Source organism: Candidatus Woesearchaeota archaeon B3_Woes (assembly GCA_005222965.1).
Lineage (GTDB): Archaea > Nanobdellota > Nanobdellia > Woesearchaeales > B3-WOES > B3-WOES.
Genome location: NJBG01000001.1, coordinates 563904 through 583897, shown reverse-complemented (window position 1 = coordinate 583897; position 19994 = coordinate 563904). Strand labels below are relative to the sequence as shown.

At 32.0% G+C, this 19994-nt stretch carries 16 protein-coding genes; 2 read left to right on the top strand and 14 right to left on the bottom strand.

The window, feature by feature from the left end; translation table 11 throughout:
- Window positions 1-152 precede the first annotated feature (152 nt).
- From CEE44_03090 to CEE44_03040, 11 genes are all read right to left on the bottom strand, one after another.
- Window positions 153-4256 (bottom strand): hypothetical protein, encoded by a 4104-nt coding sequence (locus tag CEE44_03090; GenBank protein ID TKJ17495.1) that lies wholly within the window; start codon window positions 4254-4256, stop codon window positions 153-155.
- Window positions 4257-4677: 421 nt separating this feature from the next.
- On the bottom strand, window positions 4678-5091 hold the full coding sequence (locus tag CEE44_03085; GenBank protein ID TKJ17494.1) for a hypothetical protein: 414 nt from the start codon (window positions 5089-5091) through the stop codon (window positions 4678-4680).
- Window positions 5091-5633, bottom strand: a complete 543-nt coding sequence (locus CEE44_03080) for a hypothetical protein (GenBank protein ID TKJ17493.1) — start codon at window positions 5631-5633, stop codon at window positions 5091-5093. Before CEE44_03080 ends, CEE44_03085 begins: the two co-directional genes overlap by 1 nt.
- A 54-nt stretch (window positions 5634-5687) precedes the next feature.
- Window positions 5688-6785 carry a hypothetical protein gene (locus CEE44_03075; GenBank protein ID TKJ17492.1) on the bottom strand — a complete coding sequence of 366 codons (1098 nt, stop codon included), beginning with the start codon at window positions 6783-6785 and terminating at the stop codon, window positions 5688-5690.
- Between the two features lie 2 nt (window positions 6786-6787).
- Entirely contained in the window at window positions 6788-7480 is a 693-nt protein-coding gene (locus tag CEE44_03070) for a hypothetical protein (GenBank protein TKJ17491.1), read from the bottom strand.
- A 75-nt stretch (window positions 7481-7555) separates the two neighbouring features.
- The gene (locus tag CEE44_03065; GenBank protein ID TKJ17490.1) at window positions 7556-9304 is read right to left on the bottom strand and encodes an aspartate--tRNA ligase; all 1749 of its coding nucleotides are present in this window, start codon (window positions 9302-9304) and stop codon (window positions 7556-7558) included.
- 46 nt (window positions 9305-9350) lie between these two features.
- Entirely contained in the window at window positions 9351-9554 is a 204-nt protein-coding gene (locus tag CEE44_03060; GenBank protein TKJ17489.1) for a cytosolic protein, read from the bottom strand.
- Window position 9555: 1 nt separating this feature from the next.
- Window positions 9556-10653 (bottom strand): hypothetical protein, encoded by a 1098-nt coding sequence (locus tag CEE44_03055; protein ID TKJ17488.1) that lies wholly within the window; start codon window positions 10651-10653, stop codon window positions 9556-9558.
- On the bottom strand, window positions 10628-13105 hold the full coding sequence (locus CEE44_03050) for a DNA gyrase subunit A (protein ID TKJ17487.1): 2478 nt from the start codon (window positions 13103-13105) through the stop codon (window positions 10628-10630). The genes CEE44_03055 and CEE44_03050 overlap by 26 nt, the downstream gene beginning before the upstream one ends.
- 279 nt (window positions 13106-13384) lie before the next feature.
- A complete protein-coding gene (gene scpB / locus CEE44_03045; GenBank protein TKJ17486.1) occupies window positions 13385-14410 on the bottom strand; it encodes an SMC-Scp complex subunit ScpB in 1026 nt (341 codons plus the stop codon).
- The gene (locus CEE44_03040; protein ID TKJ17485.1) at window positions 14403-15020 is read right to left on the bottom strand and encodes a hypothetical protein; all 618 of its coding nucleotides are present in this window, start codon (window positions 15018-15020) and stop codon (window positions 14403-14405) included. Before CEE44_03040 ends, scpB begins: the two co-directional genes overlap by 8 nt.
- Window positions 15021-15148: 128 nt before the next feature.
- On the opposite strand from CEE44_03040, the gene CEE44_03035 reads away from it, so the two are divergent.
- Window positions 15149-15442 (top strand): photosystem reaction center subunit H, encoded by a 294-nt coding sequence (locus tag CEE44_03035; GenBank protein TKJ17484.1) that lies wholly within the window; start codon window positions 15149-15151, stop codon window positions 15440-15442.
- 38 nt (window positions 15443-15480) lie between these two features.
- On the opposite strand, the gene CEE44_03030 is transcribed toward CEE44_03035, so the two are convergent.
- Window positions 15481-16032: a hypothetical protein gene (locus tag CEE44_03030; GenBank protein TKJ17483.1), complete on the bottom strand. Its 552-nt coding sequence runs from the start codon at window positions 16030-16032 to the stop codon at window positions 15481-15483.
- A gap of 264 nt (window positions 16033-16296) precedes the next feature.
- Here CEE44_03030 and CEE44_03025 point away from each other — a divergent pair, with 264 nt between their 5' ends.
- Complete coding sequence (locus CEE44_03025; protein TKJ17482.1) at window positions 16297-17700, top strand: hypothetical protein; 1404 nt, start codon at window positions 16297-16299, stop codon at window positions 17698-17700.
- A 28-nt stretch (window positions 17701-17728) separates the two neighbouring features.
- Here the strand turns inward: CEE44_03025 and pcn are convergent, their stop codons facing one another.
- Window positions 17729-18493 (bottom strand): proliferating cell nuclear antigen (pcna), encoded by a 765-nt coding sequence (pcn, locus tag CEE44_03020; protein TKJ17481.1) that lies wholly within the window; start codon window positions 18491-18493, stop codon window positions 17729-17731.
- Between the two features lie 40 nt (window positions 18494-18533).
- Entirely contained in the window at window positions 18534-19985 is a 1452-nt protein-coding gene (locus CEE44_03015; GenBank protein ID TKJ17480.1) for a ribonuclease J, read from the bottom strand.
- Between the last annotated feature and the right edge of the window lie 9 nt (window positions 19986-19994).

Below are 19994 nucleotides of genomic sequence, written 5' to 3'. Positions count from 1 at the left end.
TTGGTTGTTGGGGATGAGATGGGTGGATTGGGGGGTTTCAGGGGCTTTGTTAATTAAATTAAAGGTATGTTGTTTAGTTTAAGTTTGATTAAATATATCACACCACATGTATGAGTTGCCTTGTTGGTAGGGTTCTTGTTTCAAAGATGTTTTTAAATCCAAGCCCTAATTAGTTTTTTTCCGGAATCACAAGGTTCCAGGGCTTTTGCAAAGATTGCATTATTTCTTTCCTGAAATTCTTTAAATGTTGTGATATCTGAAATATCCAATTTCATTGCATAACCTTGTTTGTTTGATGTTACTAAAGGGTCACCTACTTCTATAGGGTTGTCACAAATAACCTTTACTGGAATATTACCTGTTAAAGCAATCGGATAAGGATAATAATCTGCTCCAATAGTCATTGTTGCATGATAACTTAGTGTTGATAGTGCTGTTTTGTCATAGGATTTATCACAATATCTTATAACAGTAACAGAATCAATAGCTTTATCAAAACAAATAACATCTCCTTGTTCAAATTCTAGTTCAAAGGAAGAGTCTAATATGCATTTGTATTGATGGTTATCCTCTTTCATGTCATCTGGAATAATTTCATTTGTATAATCAAATCTATCTTCACCACAATGGATATGTTTTAATGCTTTTTCTGACGCCCATTTTTCTGCAATATCTTGGTTGCAAGAATCACCACCACTGCAAACCCCAGATACATAAAGATTGCCTGACATATATCCTGCACCCACAGAGCCAGATGCATATACACCATAACCATTGGTAGCATGGCCCCTGAGACCATAAGAAGTAGCAGCGGAACTAGCGTAACCATAAACACCAGCTCCACCATTGGTTGCTGTTGCGCCAAAAACGCCATATAACGCGCCTTGCCCAGATATAGCATAATTAGAACTACCAGTGCCACCAACACTTAATTTTGATGCTGGGCTTGTTGTGCCGATGCCGACTTTTCCAGCATTGTCAATCTTCAGTACTGTATCAGTTCCTGAAGCAATCTGAAAAAATCCAACACCATTGTTGGTAGAATCATATTTATAAGAGGCGGTGCTAGAGGAACTTACGACTAGGTTACCGCTGTTGTCCTGCAAGAACATATCTGTTCCACCCAAGTACAAATAGCCATTTGCCCCTGTTAGGATATTTCCTGTTTCACATGTTGCATCTTTATTACATGAATTTGTATTTCCAGAATAGGTTGCATATGGTGCTGTAACAGCAGGGCTATTTGTTAAAGTTATTGTAGTACCGCTTGTGCCCAAGTCTTGGGTGTCTGTGTTTACTGTTTTTACATGGTGTGCACTTGAAGCTGCATCGTGGTCATAAGCCCAATTGGAGGATATTGATTCAGTAGTAACACCATTTACAGGGGAGTCATCAATTCCTCTCCATGTGTTTGCTGAGTATGCATCTGTTCCACAAGATAAAAGTCCATTTGAATCTGTATCAATTGTATCACAACTTGCTAGGCTGCTTGTTGTTAGGTCACCATCTATTTGAAGATTTCCTGAGGCATCCAATACCATTCTATCTGCACCACGATAAAATCTCAAATCAGTAGAACTTTCGGGAATATACGTAATCCAGTCGGCATTTGCGGTGCCTGTTTTTAATTGTAGGGCAGCTTGTGAAGAAGCGCCAGTAGTCTCAACTTTCAAATAATTCTGCCCTGACGAATTTGTATGTAATAATGTTGCAGGACTACTCGTCCCTATTCCCACATTTCCCCTAAAATAAGCAGTAGCCCCTGTTGTTCCTCCATCCCCTACACTTTTTAATCTGAAATCAATATTATCATTTTCATCTTGAACTCTAAACCCTTCAACAGCTGCTTCGTTATCATATCCATAAATCCATAATGCAGGATAAGAAGTGCTAGTCCACGCAGTACCAGAACCATCACCAATTTGTAATTTAGAAAGAGGACTATTTGTCCCAATTCCTACGTTACCTGCATTAAAATAAGTATCTGTGCTTGTATCACCATCTAAATAATGTTTAACATTTCCAGAAGAATCCCTCACAATTAATACACCATCTCCACTTACATCTGTTCCAAAATTAGCCACTCTTGTTCCCGCAGCATTTTCTAAACTTAACATATCTGTATTATCAGCAGAATTTTTAATTGTCAGTTCTGCTGTTGGACTATCTGTTCCAATTCCTACATTCCCACCATTCAACCAAGAATCACCATTTGTATTAAACTCAAAATCAGTATTATTAGAAACATCCATCAATCTTAAATAAGCATTTCCTCCTGCTTTGTTATATTGAAATCTTACATCAGAACCTCCAACAGTTTGAACAGCATAAATTCCTCCACCTCCTTCTTGAAGAATATTACTATTACTGACTGTAAGTAATTCATTTGGACTACTTGTTCCAATTCCTACATTATCACCAGTATTGTTTAGAAATACGTTTGTTCCAGAGCGGTTCCATATTCCTGTGCCTCCACTACCACCAACACCTGTTAAGCCAGAGCCGTCACCTACAAAGTTTGTTGCTGTTATTGTTCCTACTACTTCTAATGCTGTTAATGGTGTTGTTGTATTGATTCCTACATTTCCAGTGCTTTTAATTCTCATTCGTTCATCTAAACCACTTCCCATGCCTGTAGCTGTGCCAAAAGCAAGGTCTGTAGGCCATCCTACATTTAGAATCGTCTTGATATATGCTTGTTCATAATCGCCGTGCCTAAATTCTATTTTATCTTCATCATTTGTGGAACCTCCTGTATTATCAAGAATTAATTTTGCTGTTCCAGGGGCAGAAGGATTATCAATTATATGTAATGCACTTTCTGGAGAGTCCGTTCCGATTCCTACTGCATTTTCGCTCGCATCAACAAAAAGTGTGTCTGTGTCAACAGTTAAATCACTATTTACCTTTGCATGTGCTTGAATTTGAAAAGTATGTCCACCAGATAATTGATTAAATCCCCAGGTTTTTGTATTTATTTGAGCAAGTTCAAATCCATCTAATGCTGCATTCTCAAATCTCATTACTCGATTACCTTGTACATTTATACGAATGCTTGATAATGGTGCTTCACCTAGACCGACATTTCCAGACGTTGCGTTAAAAAAGATTGCGTTTCCTATTTGCAAGGAGTTTGAAGGACTACTCGTCCCGATTCCTACTTTATCGCCACTATTGTTTAGAAATACGTTTGTTCCAGAGCGGTTCCATATTCCTGTGCCTCCTCCGCCTCCTACTCCTGTTAAGCCTGAGCCGTCTCCTACAAAGTTTGTTGCGTTTACTGTTCCGATGACTGTTAATTTTTGTGAGGGGGTTGTTGTTCCGATTCCTACTTTACCATCAGACATAATACTTATTCGTGCAGTGTTGTTTGTTTTAAATTGCAGTTCGTTTTCTGTTGTTGTTCCCAGAAAGAAGTTCCTGCCTACTTCTTGTATTATCAAATTCGCCCCGGACTCCCAGATTAAACCTGCAGTTCCTAATCTGATTATAGAAGGCTCTGCCATTCTAATTTCACCATTTGTTTTTATAGTTCCATTAACATCTAAGGGATAAGAAGGACTACTTGTCCCGATTCCTACTTTGCCTGCAACAATAAGGTCACCTGTTCCTGGAGAAGTATTGTTTATAAGAGACTGCCCAACAGAAAGCGCTCCATTTGCCCAAATCCTAACTACATTATCTGAACTTTGTAAAAAAGTAGCAAGAGAGCCATACCCTAAATTCCCAAGTTTCATGTGGCTGTTAGTAAAAGTGTTTGAGATAGTTCCAACAGATTCATAAAATTCTAACGCAGCTCTTGTAAGCTTTACCCTCTCATATCCAGAACTATCATTTATTTGAAGATAATTTCCGTTATTTAAACGTATATTCCCTACTACATCCAACTTCTGACCAGGACTACTAGTTCCAATTCCTACGTTTCCGTCTGCTTGTATTACAAATCTTTGGATAGTCCCATCTCTCCAAACTTGAAATAGATTCCCTGTATGACCGCTTCCAGAGCCACTTATTTTGAGAGGAACTGTAGAAGCACCACCAGCAAGAATATAAACTGTAGTACCTGTCGCCAGACCTGTACCTGGAGCAGAAGTGTAACCAAAAACCGCTCTCCCATACCCATCAATCGCAGCTCTTAATTGATTAGCGTCAGAATGATAAATTTGTATAGCTGGTTGTGAAGGTGTATTATTAATTATAAGATTCCCATCTTGTATATGCAATTTCTCACTTGGACTACTCGTTCCGATTCCCACGTTTCCTGTTGCGGCGTCAATTACAAACTCGTTTGCTGCTAATGTTAAAGTTGTGCAAAAAATTAATAAAAAAGTTAGAACTAAAGTAAATATTCCTCTTTTTTTGATTTCGATTTAAACCACCTCTTTTTTCTTTCTCATTTATTTGTTATGAATTTGGATATTTAAACGTTTGTTTTTTTTGATAAAAGTTTCATAATTTCCAGTTTGTAATCTTTTTGTGCCATATGTAACATTTATGTTACAATTATTGTTCAAATTTTTTGTTTTGTTAAGGTATCTTTCTTCTCTAAATCAGTGATATTATCGTAAACTAAGGTATATTATTTATTAGTATCAATTGACACTAATAGTAGGTTACATCTTTCATTTAAACTAACAGTTTATATATGTAAACTAGTGGTTTATATAGTTTTTATTTTTATTCTAATAACTTTTTAACAAATTGATACAATCTTTTTAGATCTTTTATTCCTTGTTGTGCTGTCTCGGGGTCTATGTTTCTTCCATAATACAAAATTTTATTTCGTGTTTTTCTATATTTATCAAATATGTTAAAAAATTCCTGGTTATCTAGTACATCTTTTATATAATACCCAATACTTAAATGATCTAAAGATTGATATCCTTTTTTGTATAACAAAGCATGCAGTGATTCTAAGATAATATCATAGTAATTTGTTAAAATAAAAAAACCATTTTCTTTATCTAATTTTATTTTTTCAATAATATTTAGTAATTTTAAAGAGGATATCATTAATGATTTTGCTCTTTCTTGGTTGAGGGATATTTTCAAAACTTTTCCATCTTCTATTGATTTTTCCCAGTCATTCATTATAACACCTTTAAGTATCCAGTTAAGACAACTCCATTTAAAACATTATTAAGCAGTTCTTTATTGTTTATTTTCATTTGTTTTATTTCGTGTTCTGTGTGAATGAATAAATGCAATTTTTTTTTAAGTGTTTTTTCAAATTGTTTGGTTTCTATTTTTTTTTTGTTTGGTGCTATTATAAACAAATCAATATCTGATTCTTTTCTATCTTCGCCTAGTGCATGTGATCCATACAATATAATGGTTGGAAAGTTTAATTCTTTATCTAAATATTTGATTAAATTGCTTTCTTCTATGGATCTAATTGTTTCAAATTTTTTGTATATTCTAAATAATCTTGATTCCCTATTACTAAACCATAATTTACTTCCATATTTTTCTTTTGAAATAATTAATTTTGTTTTTTCTAAATCTTTAACATATTTTGAAACTGAAGGCAACCCTAATTTTAATATTCTTGAGATTTCCCTTAGCTTAAATCCCTTTAAAGGGTCATCTAAAAATACTTTTAATACTTTGTATGTGTTACATTTTTGTATCATATGTTATAATATTATATCAGTTGATATAAAAATGTTTCGTTTTTTATAAATAAATTACTCTTCTTCTGACCATATATCATAATATGTAAGTGCTGCTTCTTCTCTTGTTTTCCATGCCCCTGATGTGCATGTTCCTTTAATAAGTACATCTTCTACAAATTCGCTTGAATATTGTGTTGTGTTCCATGTCTCTGTTGGTTCGTTGCCGCAGCATTGTGCTGAATCTACATCCCAACAAGGAGAATTTCCTGTATTAGTACATGTTGTGCCATAACCTAAATCAGATCTGGATATTAAACAAAGACAAGAGTTTGTTTCAATAGTAGCATTGGTTGTTCCTGATGGAAGAGCACTTCTACATGTTCCATTGATGTTTGAATATGGTCTATAACAACAATAATTAGCATCACAATCTGATGTTGTTTCACATGTATCTAAATAAAATTCACTTTCTGAAAGATCTACACATTCATTTACTATGCATTGTTCATTAGAACCACACATAGTAGTGGTTGTTTGATAGCTACATAAACAACTGCCGCAAGATGATGCTGTTTGGTTTATATGGGTAGAGTTATGACATTTATCATAATATGTTGGGCAGTCATAATCAATTTCACACTCTTCTCCACCACTTATATTAGAATCTCCACACTCATCACAAAGCCATTTATCAGTATAATTATTATAAAGCGCAGAAACTTCTGTTGAGTCTAATTCCCGATTCCAGACAGCTACTTCATCTATCATTCCTTTAAAATAATCTGCATTGTTTTCTCCGGATGTATTAATATGTAAAAGACTACCGATTAAAAAATCTGCATTTGATATATCTAAATCTGTTAGACTTGTGTTTGTGGTTGAGCCCATATAATATCCATTAATGTAGAATTTTACAGTTCCAGTGTCAATATTAAATACTCCAATAACATGATGCCATTTGCCATTATTATAAGTAGGAGTTGTAGTTTCAATAGCATAATCATATTTATAAGCCAGTATAGATACTGCTTTAGTTCCTGCTCCTCCTAAAGTTCCATCACTAATACTTAGAAGATATCCTTTGCCATCGTCTGAAGTATAACCAGCAGCATATGTTTGAAGAGGCAACAAAACTAGTAAAAATGTTATAATTAGTGTAATTTTTTTCATTTTTATCTAAAACCTCTTTGAATTAAATTTCCTGTATAACATAGGCTTCCTGAACTATTAATACTAGATACTACTGTTCCGCTTCCATCTTTTATTTTTAAGCTTCCTGCAGAACAACTGGCATCTATTGTACAATCTCCTGCTTCTAAGCATAAATCTCCTGTTGAGTTGATTGATGCAACAATACCGCTATTATAAATTTCAAATATTCCTGAACCACAAGAAGCTAGAACTTTGCAATCTCCTTTAAGTTCAATATCTCCTGTATCTGTGAATACTGCTAAAAGATTTGTATTATTGACTATGTATGAATCATTGCCTGTGCGGCTGTTTTGTGCAATAAATCTTCCAGCAATGGCAGCATGTTGGGAATCTGTAAAATTAATCCACGCAGAAACAGTAATAACTCCTGTTGAAGGTAAACTAGAATCTTTTCCAGCATTAATATAATCATTAGAACCATCAAAAGAATATGCTTGTCCTGATATACAAGAGTTTACTAAAGTTGCGCCACTTACAGAACCGTCATTACTTCCTTGATCGTCGTTTGCGCTTCCATTAAAAGACCAGTATGAGACTAATCCTGTATCTAAGTTATTATTAAAAATAGCAGCATTTACAAGTAGACTTAAAGTAATAAAAATAGTCAGAATAATACTTAAAGTAATAAAAACTGATTTTACACCTCTTTTCATATTAATACTAAACAAATATTTACTACTTGTTTAGACAATAGAATTGTTTTTATATAAATATATCGTTTTAAAGAATTATTTTCCCTTAATATCTTCAGATTTAATGTGTAATTCCTTTAAATGGTCTTCTGGAACATCACTTGGGCTTCCATCCATTGGACATTGTGCTGCTTTATTCTTTGGAAATGCAATAATCTCCCTTATATCTTGTAATCCGCACATTAGAGCCACTAATCTATCAAAACCAAGCCCCATTCCTCCATGAGGTGGTGCACCATATGTATAAGCATGTAGTAAAAATCCGAATTTTTTCTCTGCTTCTTGTTTATTTAATCCTATAAGTTTCATTATTCTTTCCTGTACATTTGGATTAGTTACCCTAATTGATCCAGATCCTAATTCTGTTCCATTAAGAACAATATCCCATAAATCTCCTATAACTTCTTTGGGTTTTTTCTCAAAATCTTTTACAAATTCTGGTTTAGGCATTGAAAACATATGATGTTCTGGTTCCCATCTGTCTTCATCTTCATTATATGCAAATAATGGGAAATCAACAACCCAACAAAATTTGAAATCTTTTTCTTTAACTAGTTTTAAATCATCTCTTAATTTTAATCTTAATCTGCTTAATACATCAGCTACATTTTTTTGTTTGTCTGCAATAAACATTAAAACAGATCCTTTTTTTGCTTTTGTTTTTTCTAATAGTTTTTTTTGAAGAGAGGGATTAAAGAATTTAACAATATTAGATTCTAGGCCTTCATCAGTAACTCTCATCCAGGCCATGCCTTTTGCTTCGTTTTTCTGGCAGAAACCTATATATTCGTCAAGTTCTTTTCTTGTGAAATCTTTTTTAGGATTTATACATTTAACTTGTTCTACTTTTTGAAATACTTCAAAATCAGACTTTTTTACAATATCTGTTACATCAATTAATTCTAAACCGAATCTTAAATCTGGTTTGTCTGTTCCAAATCTATCCATTGATTCTTTATAAGAAAGAATAGGGAATTTGTCTAATTTTATATTAAGAACCTCTTTAAATAAGTGTTTATAGAGGTTTTCTATAAACTCTCTTATATCATTAGAATCTACAAAGCTCATCTCAAAATCAATTTGAGTATGTTCTGGTTGTCTATCTATCCTCAAATCTTCGTCTCTTAGACAACGTGCAATTTGATAGTACCTATCACATCCAGAAATCATAAGTAGTTGTTTGTATAGCTGTGGGCTTTGAGGCAGTGCGTAAAATTTCCCAAGATTAACTCTTGAAGGAACAATATAGTCTCTTGCCCCTTCTGGTGTTGATTTTACTAAAAGTGGTGTTTCAATTTCTAAAAAATTGTGTTTATCAAAGTATTCTCTTGTGGATTGTGCAATTTTGTGCCTTGTCAATAATCTGTTTTGCATGATTGGTCTTCTTAGATCTAAATATCTGTATTTTAATCTTATTTCTTCTCCTGCTTCAATCCTGTCATCAACTTCTATTGGAGGGGTTGCTGCTTTTGCAATTACTTCAACAGAATCGACTAAAACTTCTATTTTTCCTGTTTTTAATTTTGGGTTTTCTAAACCTTTGCCACGAGCACGAACCTTGCCATTTATATGGACTATGTCCTCTCTTCTAAGGTGTTCTGCAACAGAATGAACTTTTTTGTTGTGTTTAGGATCAAAAACAATTTGGGTTAGACCATATCTGTCCCTTAAATCTATAAATATTAAGCCACCATGATCTCTTCTTGAGTGCATCCAACCTGCTAACTCTATCTTATTATTAATGTCTTTTTTGTCTAATTCTCCGCATGTGTTAGTTCTTAACATAAAGATAGAGTAGTTTTATTGTCTTTATAAAGTTTATCCAATAATTTTATATTTTGTTGTTTTGTATTAATTCAGTAAATTTTTCAAAGCTTCTATCATAGGATTTTTCTATATCGCTTGGGAAACAACAAGCTGGTAGTTGTCTTTTGTCTAGATGATATTTTAGACATTCACAGCACATTCCTTTTCTGCTACATCCAGGATAACTGCAATTACAATTTTTTAGGTTTTGTTCTTTTTTGCATTCCATTTTATTTCTTAAAGACAATTATTTCATATTGTTCTTTGCCTATATCCAAGTTTCTTTGTTTTAGTATTTTGAATTTGTTGTTTTTTGCTGATTTCTTGATTAAATCAAAGGTTCTTGTAATGATTGTTATTGTTCCGTTATTTTTTAGTATGAAATTTGCTTGTTGGAAAAAACCATTATACGCTCTTTCGATTGTTCTTTGATTTTTATAGGTTTGGTTTGGCGGATTTGTTATTATTTTATCTATGCTTTTTTCTTTAAGTTTTATGTCTAAATCTTTTATTTCAACTCTACTAAAAGTTATAGATTTTTCAATGCCTGCAATTTTTGCGTTTTTCTTTGCAGAGATAATATATTTTAGTTCAATATCATAACCAATAATTTTTCCATTAAAAGGTTGTTTTAAATCAAACTTTTCTAAGTCCATTTCCTTGAATTTAAGAAATGCAAATTTGTCTTTTGAATAGAAATTTTGAGAAAAATTATTGGCAAAAAGAGCAGCTTCAATTAGGATTGTTCCTGAACCACAAAAAGGGTCAAGTATAATATCTTGTTTTTTATAATCTGCAATTCTTAGTAATGAATAAGCAATTGTTCCTTTTAATGCGTCATAATGGGTATAAATTCTATAATCCCTTTTGCTTATGTCTTCTCCTGAAAAATCTATTCCTAGGTAACAATCGTTTTTATAAATATAGACAAAAATTGTTATGTCTGGAGTTTCTAAGTCAACTTTAGCATTAAGTTTTAATGCGTTTGCTGTTGTTATACAAATTTCATCTCTTTCAAGATTTTCATTTTCAATATGATCACATCTTACTGCAAATGTTTTGTCTTTTGTTATGAATTTACTTATCTCTTTTATGCTTTTACTAACATTTTTTAGATCTTCTAAGGAATTTATTTTAAATGAATCTAAAAGATAGAGAATTTTTTTGACAGATTGGGCTTTATAGCAAATTAGAGCAATTTCTTCAAATGCTTTTGGTTCAAATATAACACAAGTTTCTTTGGTTGTTGTTTTTGTTTTGATTAATTCGTTGATTTCTAGAGAAGTAATGTCTTCGATTCCTTTATGGGTTATTGCCAGTGCTTTCATTTTGTTGTTCTGTATTATTATTTTCTTTAATAATTTTAGCAGCTGCAACCACCTTATCTCCTTTATTTAATCTCATAAGTCTGAGACCTTGTGTATTTCTTCCTATAATTCTTAGGTCTTTTGCCGGGGTTCTTATTGTAATTCCTTTTTTGCTTATGAACATTATGTCGTCGTTGTTTGTGATTGATTTTACTGCAACAACCCTGCCGTTTCTTTCTGAGCAGATTATGTTTCTAACTCCTGAACCCCCTCTTGATATTAATCTATAAGCTTTTACAGAAGTTCTTTTTCCATAACCGTTTTCTGTTATTGTTAATAGGGTTCTTGTATCGTCTGCCTTAACCATATCGATTATTTTATCTTTTTCTTTTAGCCTAGCTCCTCTAACTCCTGCTGCCTGTCTTCCTGTTGGCCTTATATCTGTTTCTTTGAATCTTATTGCCTGGCCATTTTTTGTTGCCAACATAATTTGGTCATTTCCTGATGTATTGAGTACATTTATTAATTCATCGTCGTTTTTTAGGTTAACTGCGATTATTCCGCCGCGTCTTGGTTTTGAAAATTCATTTAGGCTTGTTTTTTTGACTATTGCGTTTTTTGTGGCCATCATCAGATATCCTTTATTAAAATCTTTAATAGGTACAAAGGCGCTTATTTTTTCGTCTTCTTGTAGATGAAGCAAATTTGATATTGCTGAACCTTTTGCTTGTTTTCCTGTTTCTGGTACTTGATATACTTTTAACCAATGTAATTTTCCTTTGTTTGTGAAGAATAAGATATAATCGTGTGTATTAGCTACAAATATTTCTTCTATGAAATCTTCTTCTTTTGTTGTAGCTGATCTAGCTCCTTTTCCACCTCGTTTTTGTTGTTTGTATAGATTTACCTGTAATCTTTTGATATAGCCTGTGTGGCTTATTGTTATTATGTTGTCTTCTGGTTTGATTAGTTCTTCTTCCTCAAATGATTCATATTCTTCTTCAATTATGGATGTTTTTCTTTTGTCTCCATAATTTTGTTTTACCTCTTCAAGTTCTTGCTTGATTATTTTGAGGATTTTGTTTTCATCTGCTAAAATTTTGTTTAATTTTTCGATAAGTTTTGTTAGTTCATCATATTCTTGTTTTATTTTTTGTTGTTCAAGAGAAGACAATTTTTGTAGTCTCATTTCAAGCACAGCTTTTGCTTGTATTTCTGTTAGTTTATAGTCAACAATCAATGATTTTTTTGCTTCTTCTGTTGTTTTTGATGCTTTGATTAATTTGACTATAGAATCGATATTGTTTAGAGCAATTATCAGACCAGATAGTATGTGCTGCCTTTCCTGTGCTTTTTTAAGATCAAATTCTGTTCTTCTTCTTACTATAATTTGTCTGTGTTTTATGTATTCCTGGATTAATTGTTTTAGGTTTAGTATTTTTGGTTCATTGTTGACCAAAGCCAACATAATAATTCCAAAAGTAACTTGTAATCTTGTGTGTCTGAATAATTGATTAATTACAATTTCTGGATTTGCGTTTTTAGTTAACTCTATGACAACACGCATTCCTTCTCTGTCTGATTCATCTCTTATATCTGAAATGTTTCTTATTTTTTTATCATTTACTAATCTGGCTATTTCTTTTATTGTCTCTGCTTTGTTTACCATGTAAGGTATTTCTTTTATGATTATGACTTGTTTTTGTTTTTTTTCTATTACTTCTGTTTTAGATCTTACAATTACTTTTCCTCTTCCTGTTTTATAGGCCTGAAGAATTGGTTTATTCCCGCAGATTATTCCTCCTGTTGGAAAATCTGGGCCTTTTATTATTTTGAATAATTCATCAACAGTTATTTCTGGATTGTTTATTGTGGTGGTTATTGCTTCGCAAACTTCTATCATGTTATGCGGTGGAATGTTTGTGGCCATTCCGACTGCAATTCCTGATGAACCATTAATTAATAGATTCGGGATTTTGCTAGGTAAAACAGAAGGTTCTTTTAGGCTATTATCAAAGTTGGGAACAAACTTAACTGTTTGTTTGTCTATGTCTTTTAGCATTTCTTCAGATATTTTGTTTAATCTTGCCTCAGTATATCGCATTGCGGCCTGTCTGTCTCCATCAACACTTCCAAAATTTCCTTGGCCTTGTACTAAAGGATAACGCAATGACCAATCCTGAGCCATTCTGACCATTGAATCATAAACAGCAGTATCTCCATGTGGGTGGTATTTTCCTAGGCACTCTCCAACAATTCTTGCAGATTTTTTGAAAGGTTTGTTATGCAACATGCCCATGTCATTCATAGCATAAAGAATTCTTCTATGGACTGGTTTTAGTCCATCTCTGACATCTGGCAATGCCCTGCCTATGATGACTGACATAGAGTAATCTAAATAAGACTGTTTCATTTCTTCTTCGATGACTCTGTCGACTATTTTCTCCTTTATTTCTGGTTTAGATTTTTCCATTTTAATAAGATAGAGAAGAGTTCTCTAGTAGTTAAAACTACTTAATTGTTTATAAGTCTTTTGGTTGAAAATAGAGGGTAGAAGGCCTGTATCGGCTGTTTTCAAGGGTTTGGTGCCGTCTGGAAATTACGTTAATCTTTTAACAATTCTGTCTTTTACTATAAAACTTTTGTTGCAATAAACGCATTTTTTTCTTTTTTTAGATAAAATCATAGAATCTGTTTGATATTTCATATCGTGTTTGCATTTAGGGCATTTAAGCAGAAACATCATTTTAATTTATTCTTCTTTTTCTTCTGGATGTAATAGTTTTTCTACTAATTCGTCTGCTTTTTCATCCATAGATTTTTCTTGAGTTGTTTTTGGTTTTTCTTTTGGTTGTTCTTCTGTCTTCTCTGGTTCTTTTTCTTCTTCTTTCTTTTTTTCAGCGGGTTTTTCCTCGGGCTTAGCAACTTCTTCCTTTGGTGTTTCTGGTTTTGCTTCTTCTTTTGGTCGTTCTTCGGCAGATTGTTCTTCTTTGGTTTCTTTTGGTTTTTCTGCTGGTTCTTGTTTTGTTTCTTCTGATTCATAGGTTTCTACTGTTTTTTTTGGTTCTTGTGGTTTTTCTGGTTCCTGGGTTGTTTCGTATGTATCTAGTTTAATTTTTTCGTTTTTATCGTCAATTAAATCGATTTCTTTTTCTGTTTTTTTTAAATCTTTTTTTTGTTTTTGTTCGTCCTCTTCCTGCATTTTTTTGGCCTCTCCTATATTTTTTTGATGTTCTTTTTTCATATCTTCGATTTCGATTTCTTTATCTGATATGGCTTTTGCGATTTGGCTAAAATCTGAGAATTTTTCTTTTAGTTTGTCTGGTGGTAAATCAAAATATGAGAAAAATTTGTCTGTTAGTTTTATTAATTTTGTTCTTCCGTGTTTTTGTCTGGTGATATATCCAATACTTTCTAATTCTCTTAGATGATCATATGCTTTGTTTGTCCTTATTTTTATGAGGTCTGCTTGTTTTATTGGATATTTCCACGCTATAACTGCTAATGTTTCCATTAATGTTTTGGATAATTCTGTTTCTGTAACTACTTTTTTTACAACATGAAAATAATTTTCTTTTGTTGTGATTTTCCATCTATCACCTTCATTTACTAATATTAATGAAGAATCTCTATTATCATAATCTACTTTTAGGTCTTGTAAGGCTTTGTTGAGTTGTTCGTCCTCTCTTAATCTGCATAATCTTTTAATTTCTTCATGAGATAGAGCTTTGCCTGAAGAAAATAATAAAGCTTCTACTTTATTTTTAATATCATCCATCTTTATTTAGTTTGTAAAGGCCTTCTTCCTCTTTTACAAAGTTTTCATTAACTAAAGCTTCTAAGAAAGGTTTTAATTGATCTACAGGTATTCCTATTGAGCTTGATAAATCTTCTAGTTTTTGCTCTTTTAGTTTTAGAGATACCATAATCATGTTTCTTAATAATAATTTTGCGTTGTTTGTTAAAGCGGCATTTTCAAAATTTAACCTTTTAACAGCCATATCTGCGTTGTGAAGTTTTGATAATAAATCATTCATTAGATTTGATACGTCGTGTGTGTTAATTTTCATTTTTTCTGGTTCAACTATTTCGATAGAAGAAGGTAGGAAATCAAAACAGAAAGAGGCAACTACATCTAGATTGTTTGCCATAAACTCGATTTCGACAAATGATGTGAATAATTCTCCTGTGCTTTGCTGAATTTTGTGTTCTGTTTTTGAGAGTTTTTCATCTTTAAGAGATTTTATTTCTGAAATTTCCTTTTTTTCTATTTTTAATCCTTTTATTTCCTGAGCTTTTTCAATAACAAGATTTAAGGCTTTTTCCACGTGTTCTTTTGGCTTGCCGACTACTTCAACTATTGATCTGCATAATATTTTTTCTGTCATACATCTTGGAGGGATATGACGATTTAAAAAGGTTTGGATTGGTTTGAGATAATATCATTAATCAAAAAATTTATATACTAATACCTTCTTATATTGACTACTACATAAAAATAAAAGGTGAATATATAATGTTAAAGATGAAAAAAATAACTGAAAGTTATGATGTACGTGTTTTTACAGATAATGGTGAATATTTTGGGGATGTTGAAGAAGCAATCCTCACATCAACAAGAGTTTCTGGATGGAGGGTGAGGTCAACAAAAGGTTCTTTTTTATCAAAGGTTTTGGGTTCTGCAAAAGGTGTTATTGTGCCACACCAACTTGTTAAATCAATGGGAGATATAATGATTATAAGCAAAGCAGCAGTACCATCCTATAATCCTGAAGATTCAGAAGCAGAGCCTGAAGACAAAGAAGAATAATTTCTTTATATTATTTTATTAATATTTAAATTATAGAATTATCCACTCATTCTTCCAATCATTCTATTCATAATATCTAAAAGCAAAGAGTTTAATTTTGTTTTTTGTTCTTGTATTTTATCATTAATTTTTTCAATAGTTTTTATTTGATCTTCAATAATCTTCTCTTTTTCATCAATAGTTAAGTCTTTTTCTTTTATTAAAGCCATTTGTGTTTTCATTGTTGTGCTTAAATCATCTATGTCTACTCCAATATTTTCAATTTCGTCTAATTGTGATTGTACTTTTCCAACTTCGCTTCTATTTAAGAGATAATTAACAACAAAAAATCCGCTGATTAAAATCAATATAATAATTAAAGCATATAACCATTTAGGAGACTTAGTTTTTTGTTTTTCTGTTCTAACTTCATCTAGATGTGGTTTTAATTTTTCAGGATATCTTAGTCCTATTATATTGTTTGCTGCAGTTTCAACATTGCTAGAGGAATGGCCGTGTTTAATAAGAACTTCTTTTATGTATTTTATATTAAAACCTTTTTCTAAACCCTTTTTTATGTAATCTTCAACAACACTCTTTTCTTCTTCCATTCTTGCAATATTTCTAGAACTAGATATTTATAAACTTTTGCTTTCTAAATTTGGTCGTTTTTATCTCCATTAAATAATATAACTACTAATCAGTAGAAACATTTATAAAGGAATGATGTATTCTGATATAATATATTATGAAACATCAGACTAGTATTACAATAGATGAAGAAATCATGCTTAAATTAAAAGATAAGCTTAGAGATGGTTCTTTTAGAAATCAGTCCCATATATTTGAATTTGCCATAAGAAAACTTCTTGAAAATGAGGGTAGAAATGAATAAAGTAAGAAATGGTAGGGTCATAATTGATGGCAAATTGAGAGATATAATGCTTCCAGAAAGAAATAGTTATGTCTTTGATTTTTCAAGATACAAGAATATTATGTCATATCCTCGACCTAATGAAGACGGCGTAGAAAAGATTATATGTTCAGATTCAAAAAGCCCATTACTCGATATAGGTAGTATTTGGGACAAAGAAGAAAATAAATTATGGGAAAGGTTGGTTGGATTTGAGACTAGTTCAAACAATGATGATGCAACAAATGAATATACATTAATTTCAAAGGATTTTGATATCCTAAAAGGGGTTGATTTAGTTCAAGCACATCCCGATTTAGATGAAATTTTATCACAATTAGGAGTTAATTCTTTAGCAGCATTCTATAGTCCAAATGATTTTGGATTAGAGTCTACTGGGGAGAAAGTTCCAGTAGAAGTTCAAAGAATGAAATGGACTACTGGAAGAACAGCCACTTTAGAACAACCTATCCTGATTAATGATGAGTTATATCTCTTAGAAGTAAAAGGGGTAAATTATGGAGATATGCCTCTTGATTTAATAAATGGTTTTCGGGGTGGTAGAGAATGTAATGGTGGGATGACAAAAACAAGAATGGAACATTCTGTCGAAATGCTTAATCACTTAAATGCTAATAGTTATGATAGTGTTATATTAATTTGTGCATATGAGATACCACAGTTACATCAATTTAATGGAGAAAGTTTGGGTGCATATGTTAGAGCTGTTAAATCAAGCCCTTCAGTATCTCATTATCATGAGGATCTTCCTGATGTTGCAGAAGCATTAAATATGTCTAAAGAGGACTTAGCAGAGTATATAATCCGGGGTGCAACAAGAGATTTGGCTATTATGTGGAAAGCAGGAATAACTCATCTAGGTCCTATTCATGAACAAAATATTCGTTTAGGAAGTATAACTGATTTTACTGGTTCTCAATATGTAAAAGATTCTGGGTTTAATGGAGTCGTAGAAGATACAGTGTCTTTTGTTGCTAGTTCTCAGAACATTATGAGAATGCTTTTAGGATCTAAAGGGGAATGGCCATCAAGAGATTTATATGATACTAATCTAAAAGAAGCAATAAGGTTAGAATCAATTGCAGAAGAAAAAGAAATTGAAGGTCAAGCAGAACATTATTGCAGAGCAAGAGAAATAATTACAAGTGAACTAAATCAACAATTAGGATTGAATTTGCCTTCTGTTGTTGGCACCATAACTCTTGCTGCCGAAATATATGATATGCAAAGACAACTGGGGTTAACAAACCCAAATGAAGAAACGCATATTGAACATTTACAATATAATGGTTGGGAAAGAATTTTGACGCCCATCACAATTGATACGTTAAAAGTTCAAGAATAAATTGATAAAAACTAATAGCTCCTATACTTTAGTCGTTTTCTACTCTTGGGGCTAATATAAAACTCAATTGAATTTTATCAACCATGACATAGTCTAATTTTAAAGGATAATCTTTGTTAAACTGGATTACAACATTATCGCATAATTTAGAAGCACTAGTTATTTTTTTTAGATATTCAACACTATACTTTGATCTTATTTTATCATCGCTATCAGAAGTTATATTAGTATCATCACTAGATTTTATCTCAATATGTGCGTTTGATAGATCAGATTCTCCTTCAATAACAAAATTGTTTTTATCCGCTTCAAATGTAACACTCTCTGCAACAATATCAACATCTTCTATAGCATCATTAAATATAGAAGTGGTTGTGGTTATTTTAAGAGGGAAATTTAACTCAGGCACTTTTTGTTCTTTTTCCTCGCTATCAAGTAAAGGTAATGAAAATGTTCTGGTTGTTCTTCCCTTAAGCTGTACTTTTAATCTGTTGTCTCCAATTTCCATACTAAGCATGTCGTTGGCTCCTGCTCTTCTCAAGATCTGCTTAAAATTTCCTAAATCAATTGATAGTTCTGTTTCTTTTTTAACATCGTATTCTGTAAAACAAGAACTCAATAGCTTAAAAATAATCATAGCAACATTTGCAGGATCCATTGCAACTAATTCCATTGCGTTTGGTGTAATCTTAAATTTTGCTTCAGTAACTAATTCAGAAATGATTGAAATACTGTCTTTTAGATATTTTGGTTCAGCTAGTGTAAGTTTCATCTTTAAATAACCCCCTCTCAATATATAGAGTAAAATGTGCCAATATATAAAACTTTCTTAACTATGTAATCTTTATTTTAGAACCATTCTTCATCAAATGAATGTTATTTTTATTGAATTTCATCTCTAATGCTAAATCTTCCATTCCTCTCATCATTTCCATATTACCATGTGCAGGAAATATGTGTTTTGGCTTTAATATATTCAATAAATCTCTTAAATCTTCTCTACCTGCATGACCTGAAACATGTATATCTTTGAAAACTCTAACCCCTACTTTTCTTAATCTTTTTTCAAGAAAAGCCCTTTGTTCAATGTTTGTTTTTGTAGGTATGGTTTTACATGAAAATATTACATGGTCTTCTGGTTTTAATTTAAATTCAATTTCGTTGTTGGCTATTTTACTCAAAACAGCTTTTGGTTCTCCTTGGTGCCCTGTTACAACAAGCATATATTTGCTTCTTTTATTGTCTTTTATTAATTTTAAACGTTTTTTAACTGCTTTACCATATTTTATTAATTCTACTTTATCAGAGAATTTTATAATTCTTATATCCTCTCCTGCCTGAGTATATTTTGCTAAACTTCTTCCTAGAAATATTATTCTCCTGTTTAATTTCAAACCAATATCAACAATACTTTTCAATCTTGCTAGGTGGCTAGCAAATGTTGTTACAACAATAAGCTTGTCTTTTGAATCTGTTCCTAATAAAACATCTTTTAACATTTCTTTTGCAACACTTTCAGAAGGAGTTTTTCTGGAATCGCGGGAATATAATGAATCACATATTAGAGCGAGTACTCCTTTTTTTCCTATCTCTCTTAGTCTTTCAAAATTTGCTTTTTTTCCTAAAACAGGGTAGCTGTCAAGCTTAAAATCATTAGCATAAACAATAATACCATATTTTGTATGGATAGCTATCATCACAGTCTGAGGGGTTGAATGAGTCATGTTGATAAACTCAATTTTAATGTTTTTTGTTAGAGAGTAAATAGAATTAACATTCAATATTTTGATGTTGTTTTTTAGATTAATTCCTTCGTCTTTTAAGATAGTTTTCAAAACTGCTCCTGTGAATGGAGTTCCAAATATATCGCAATCAAATTTGTTGCTTAGATATGGAATTGCCCCAATATGATCTAGATGTGCGTGCGTTGAAACTATTGCTTTAACTTTTTTTTTAATATGTTCTATGGCGCTTATATCAGGAACAGCTTTAACTTTCATTAATGCTGCTCCACTAATCTTTCTTATGTCTTCTTCTTCAGAATCCGTGTATTTGATATAATTTTCAAGATGTAATCCTAAATCACAAAGAATAACGTCTCCGTCAATGTTTATAGCGGTGCAGTTTTTTCCAACCTCATTATAACCACCAACTGCTGTTATTTCTATCATAGTTAACAAATCAAATTTTATACTATAAAAATCTTTGTAAAGAGAAAATGAGGGGATAGGGATTCGAACCCTAGTAGGCACTAAGCCAATAGATGGCGCATACGAGTATTTCATCGACCTTGT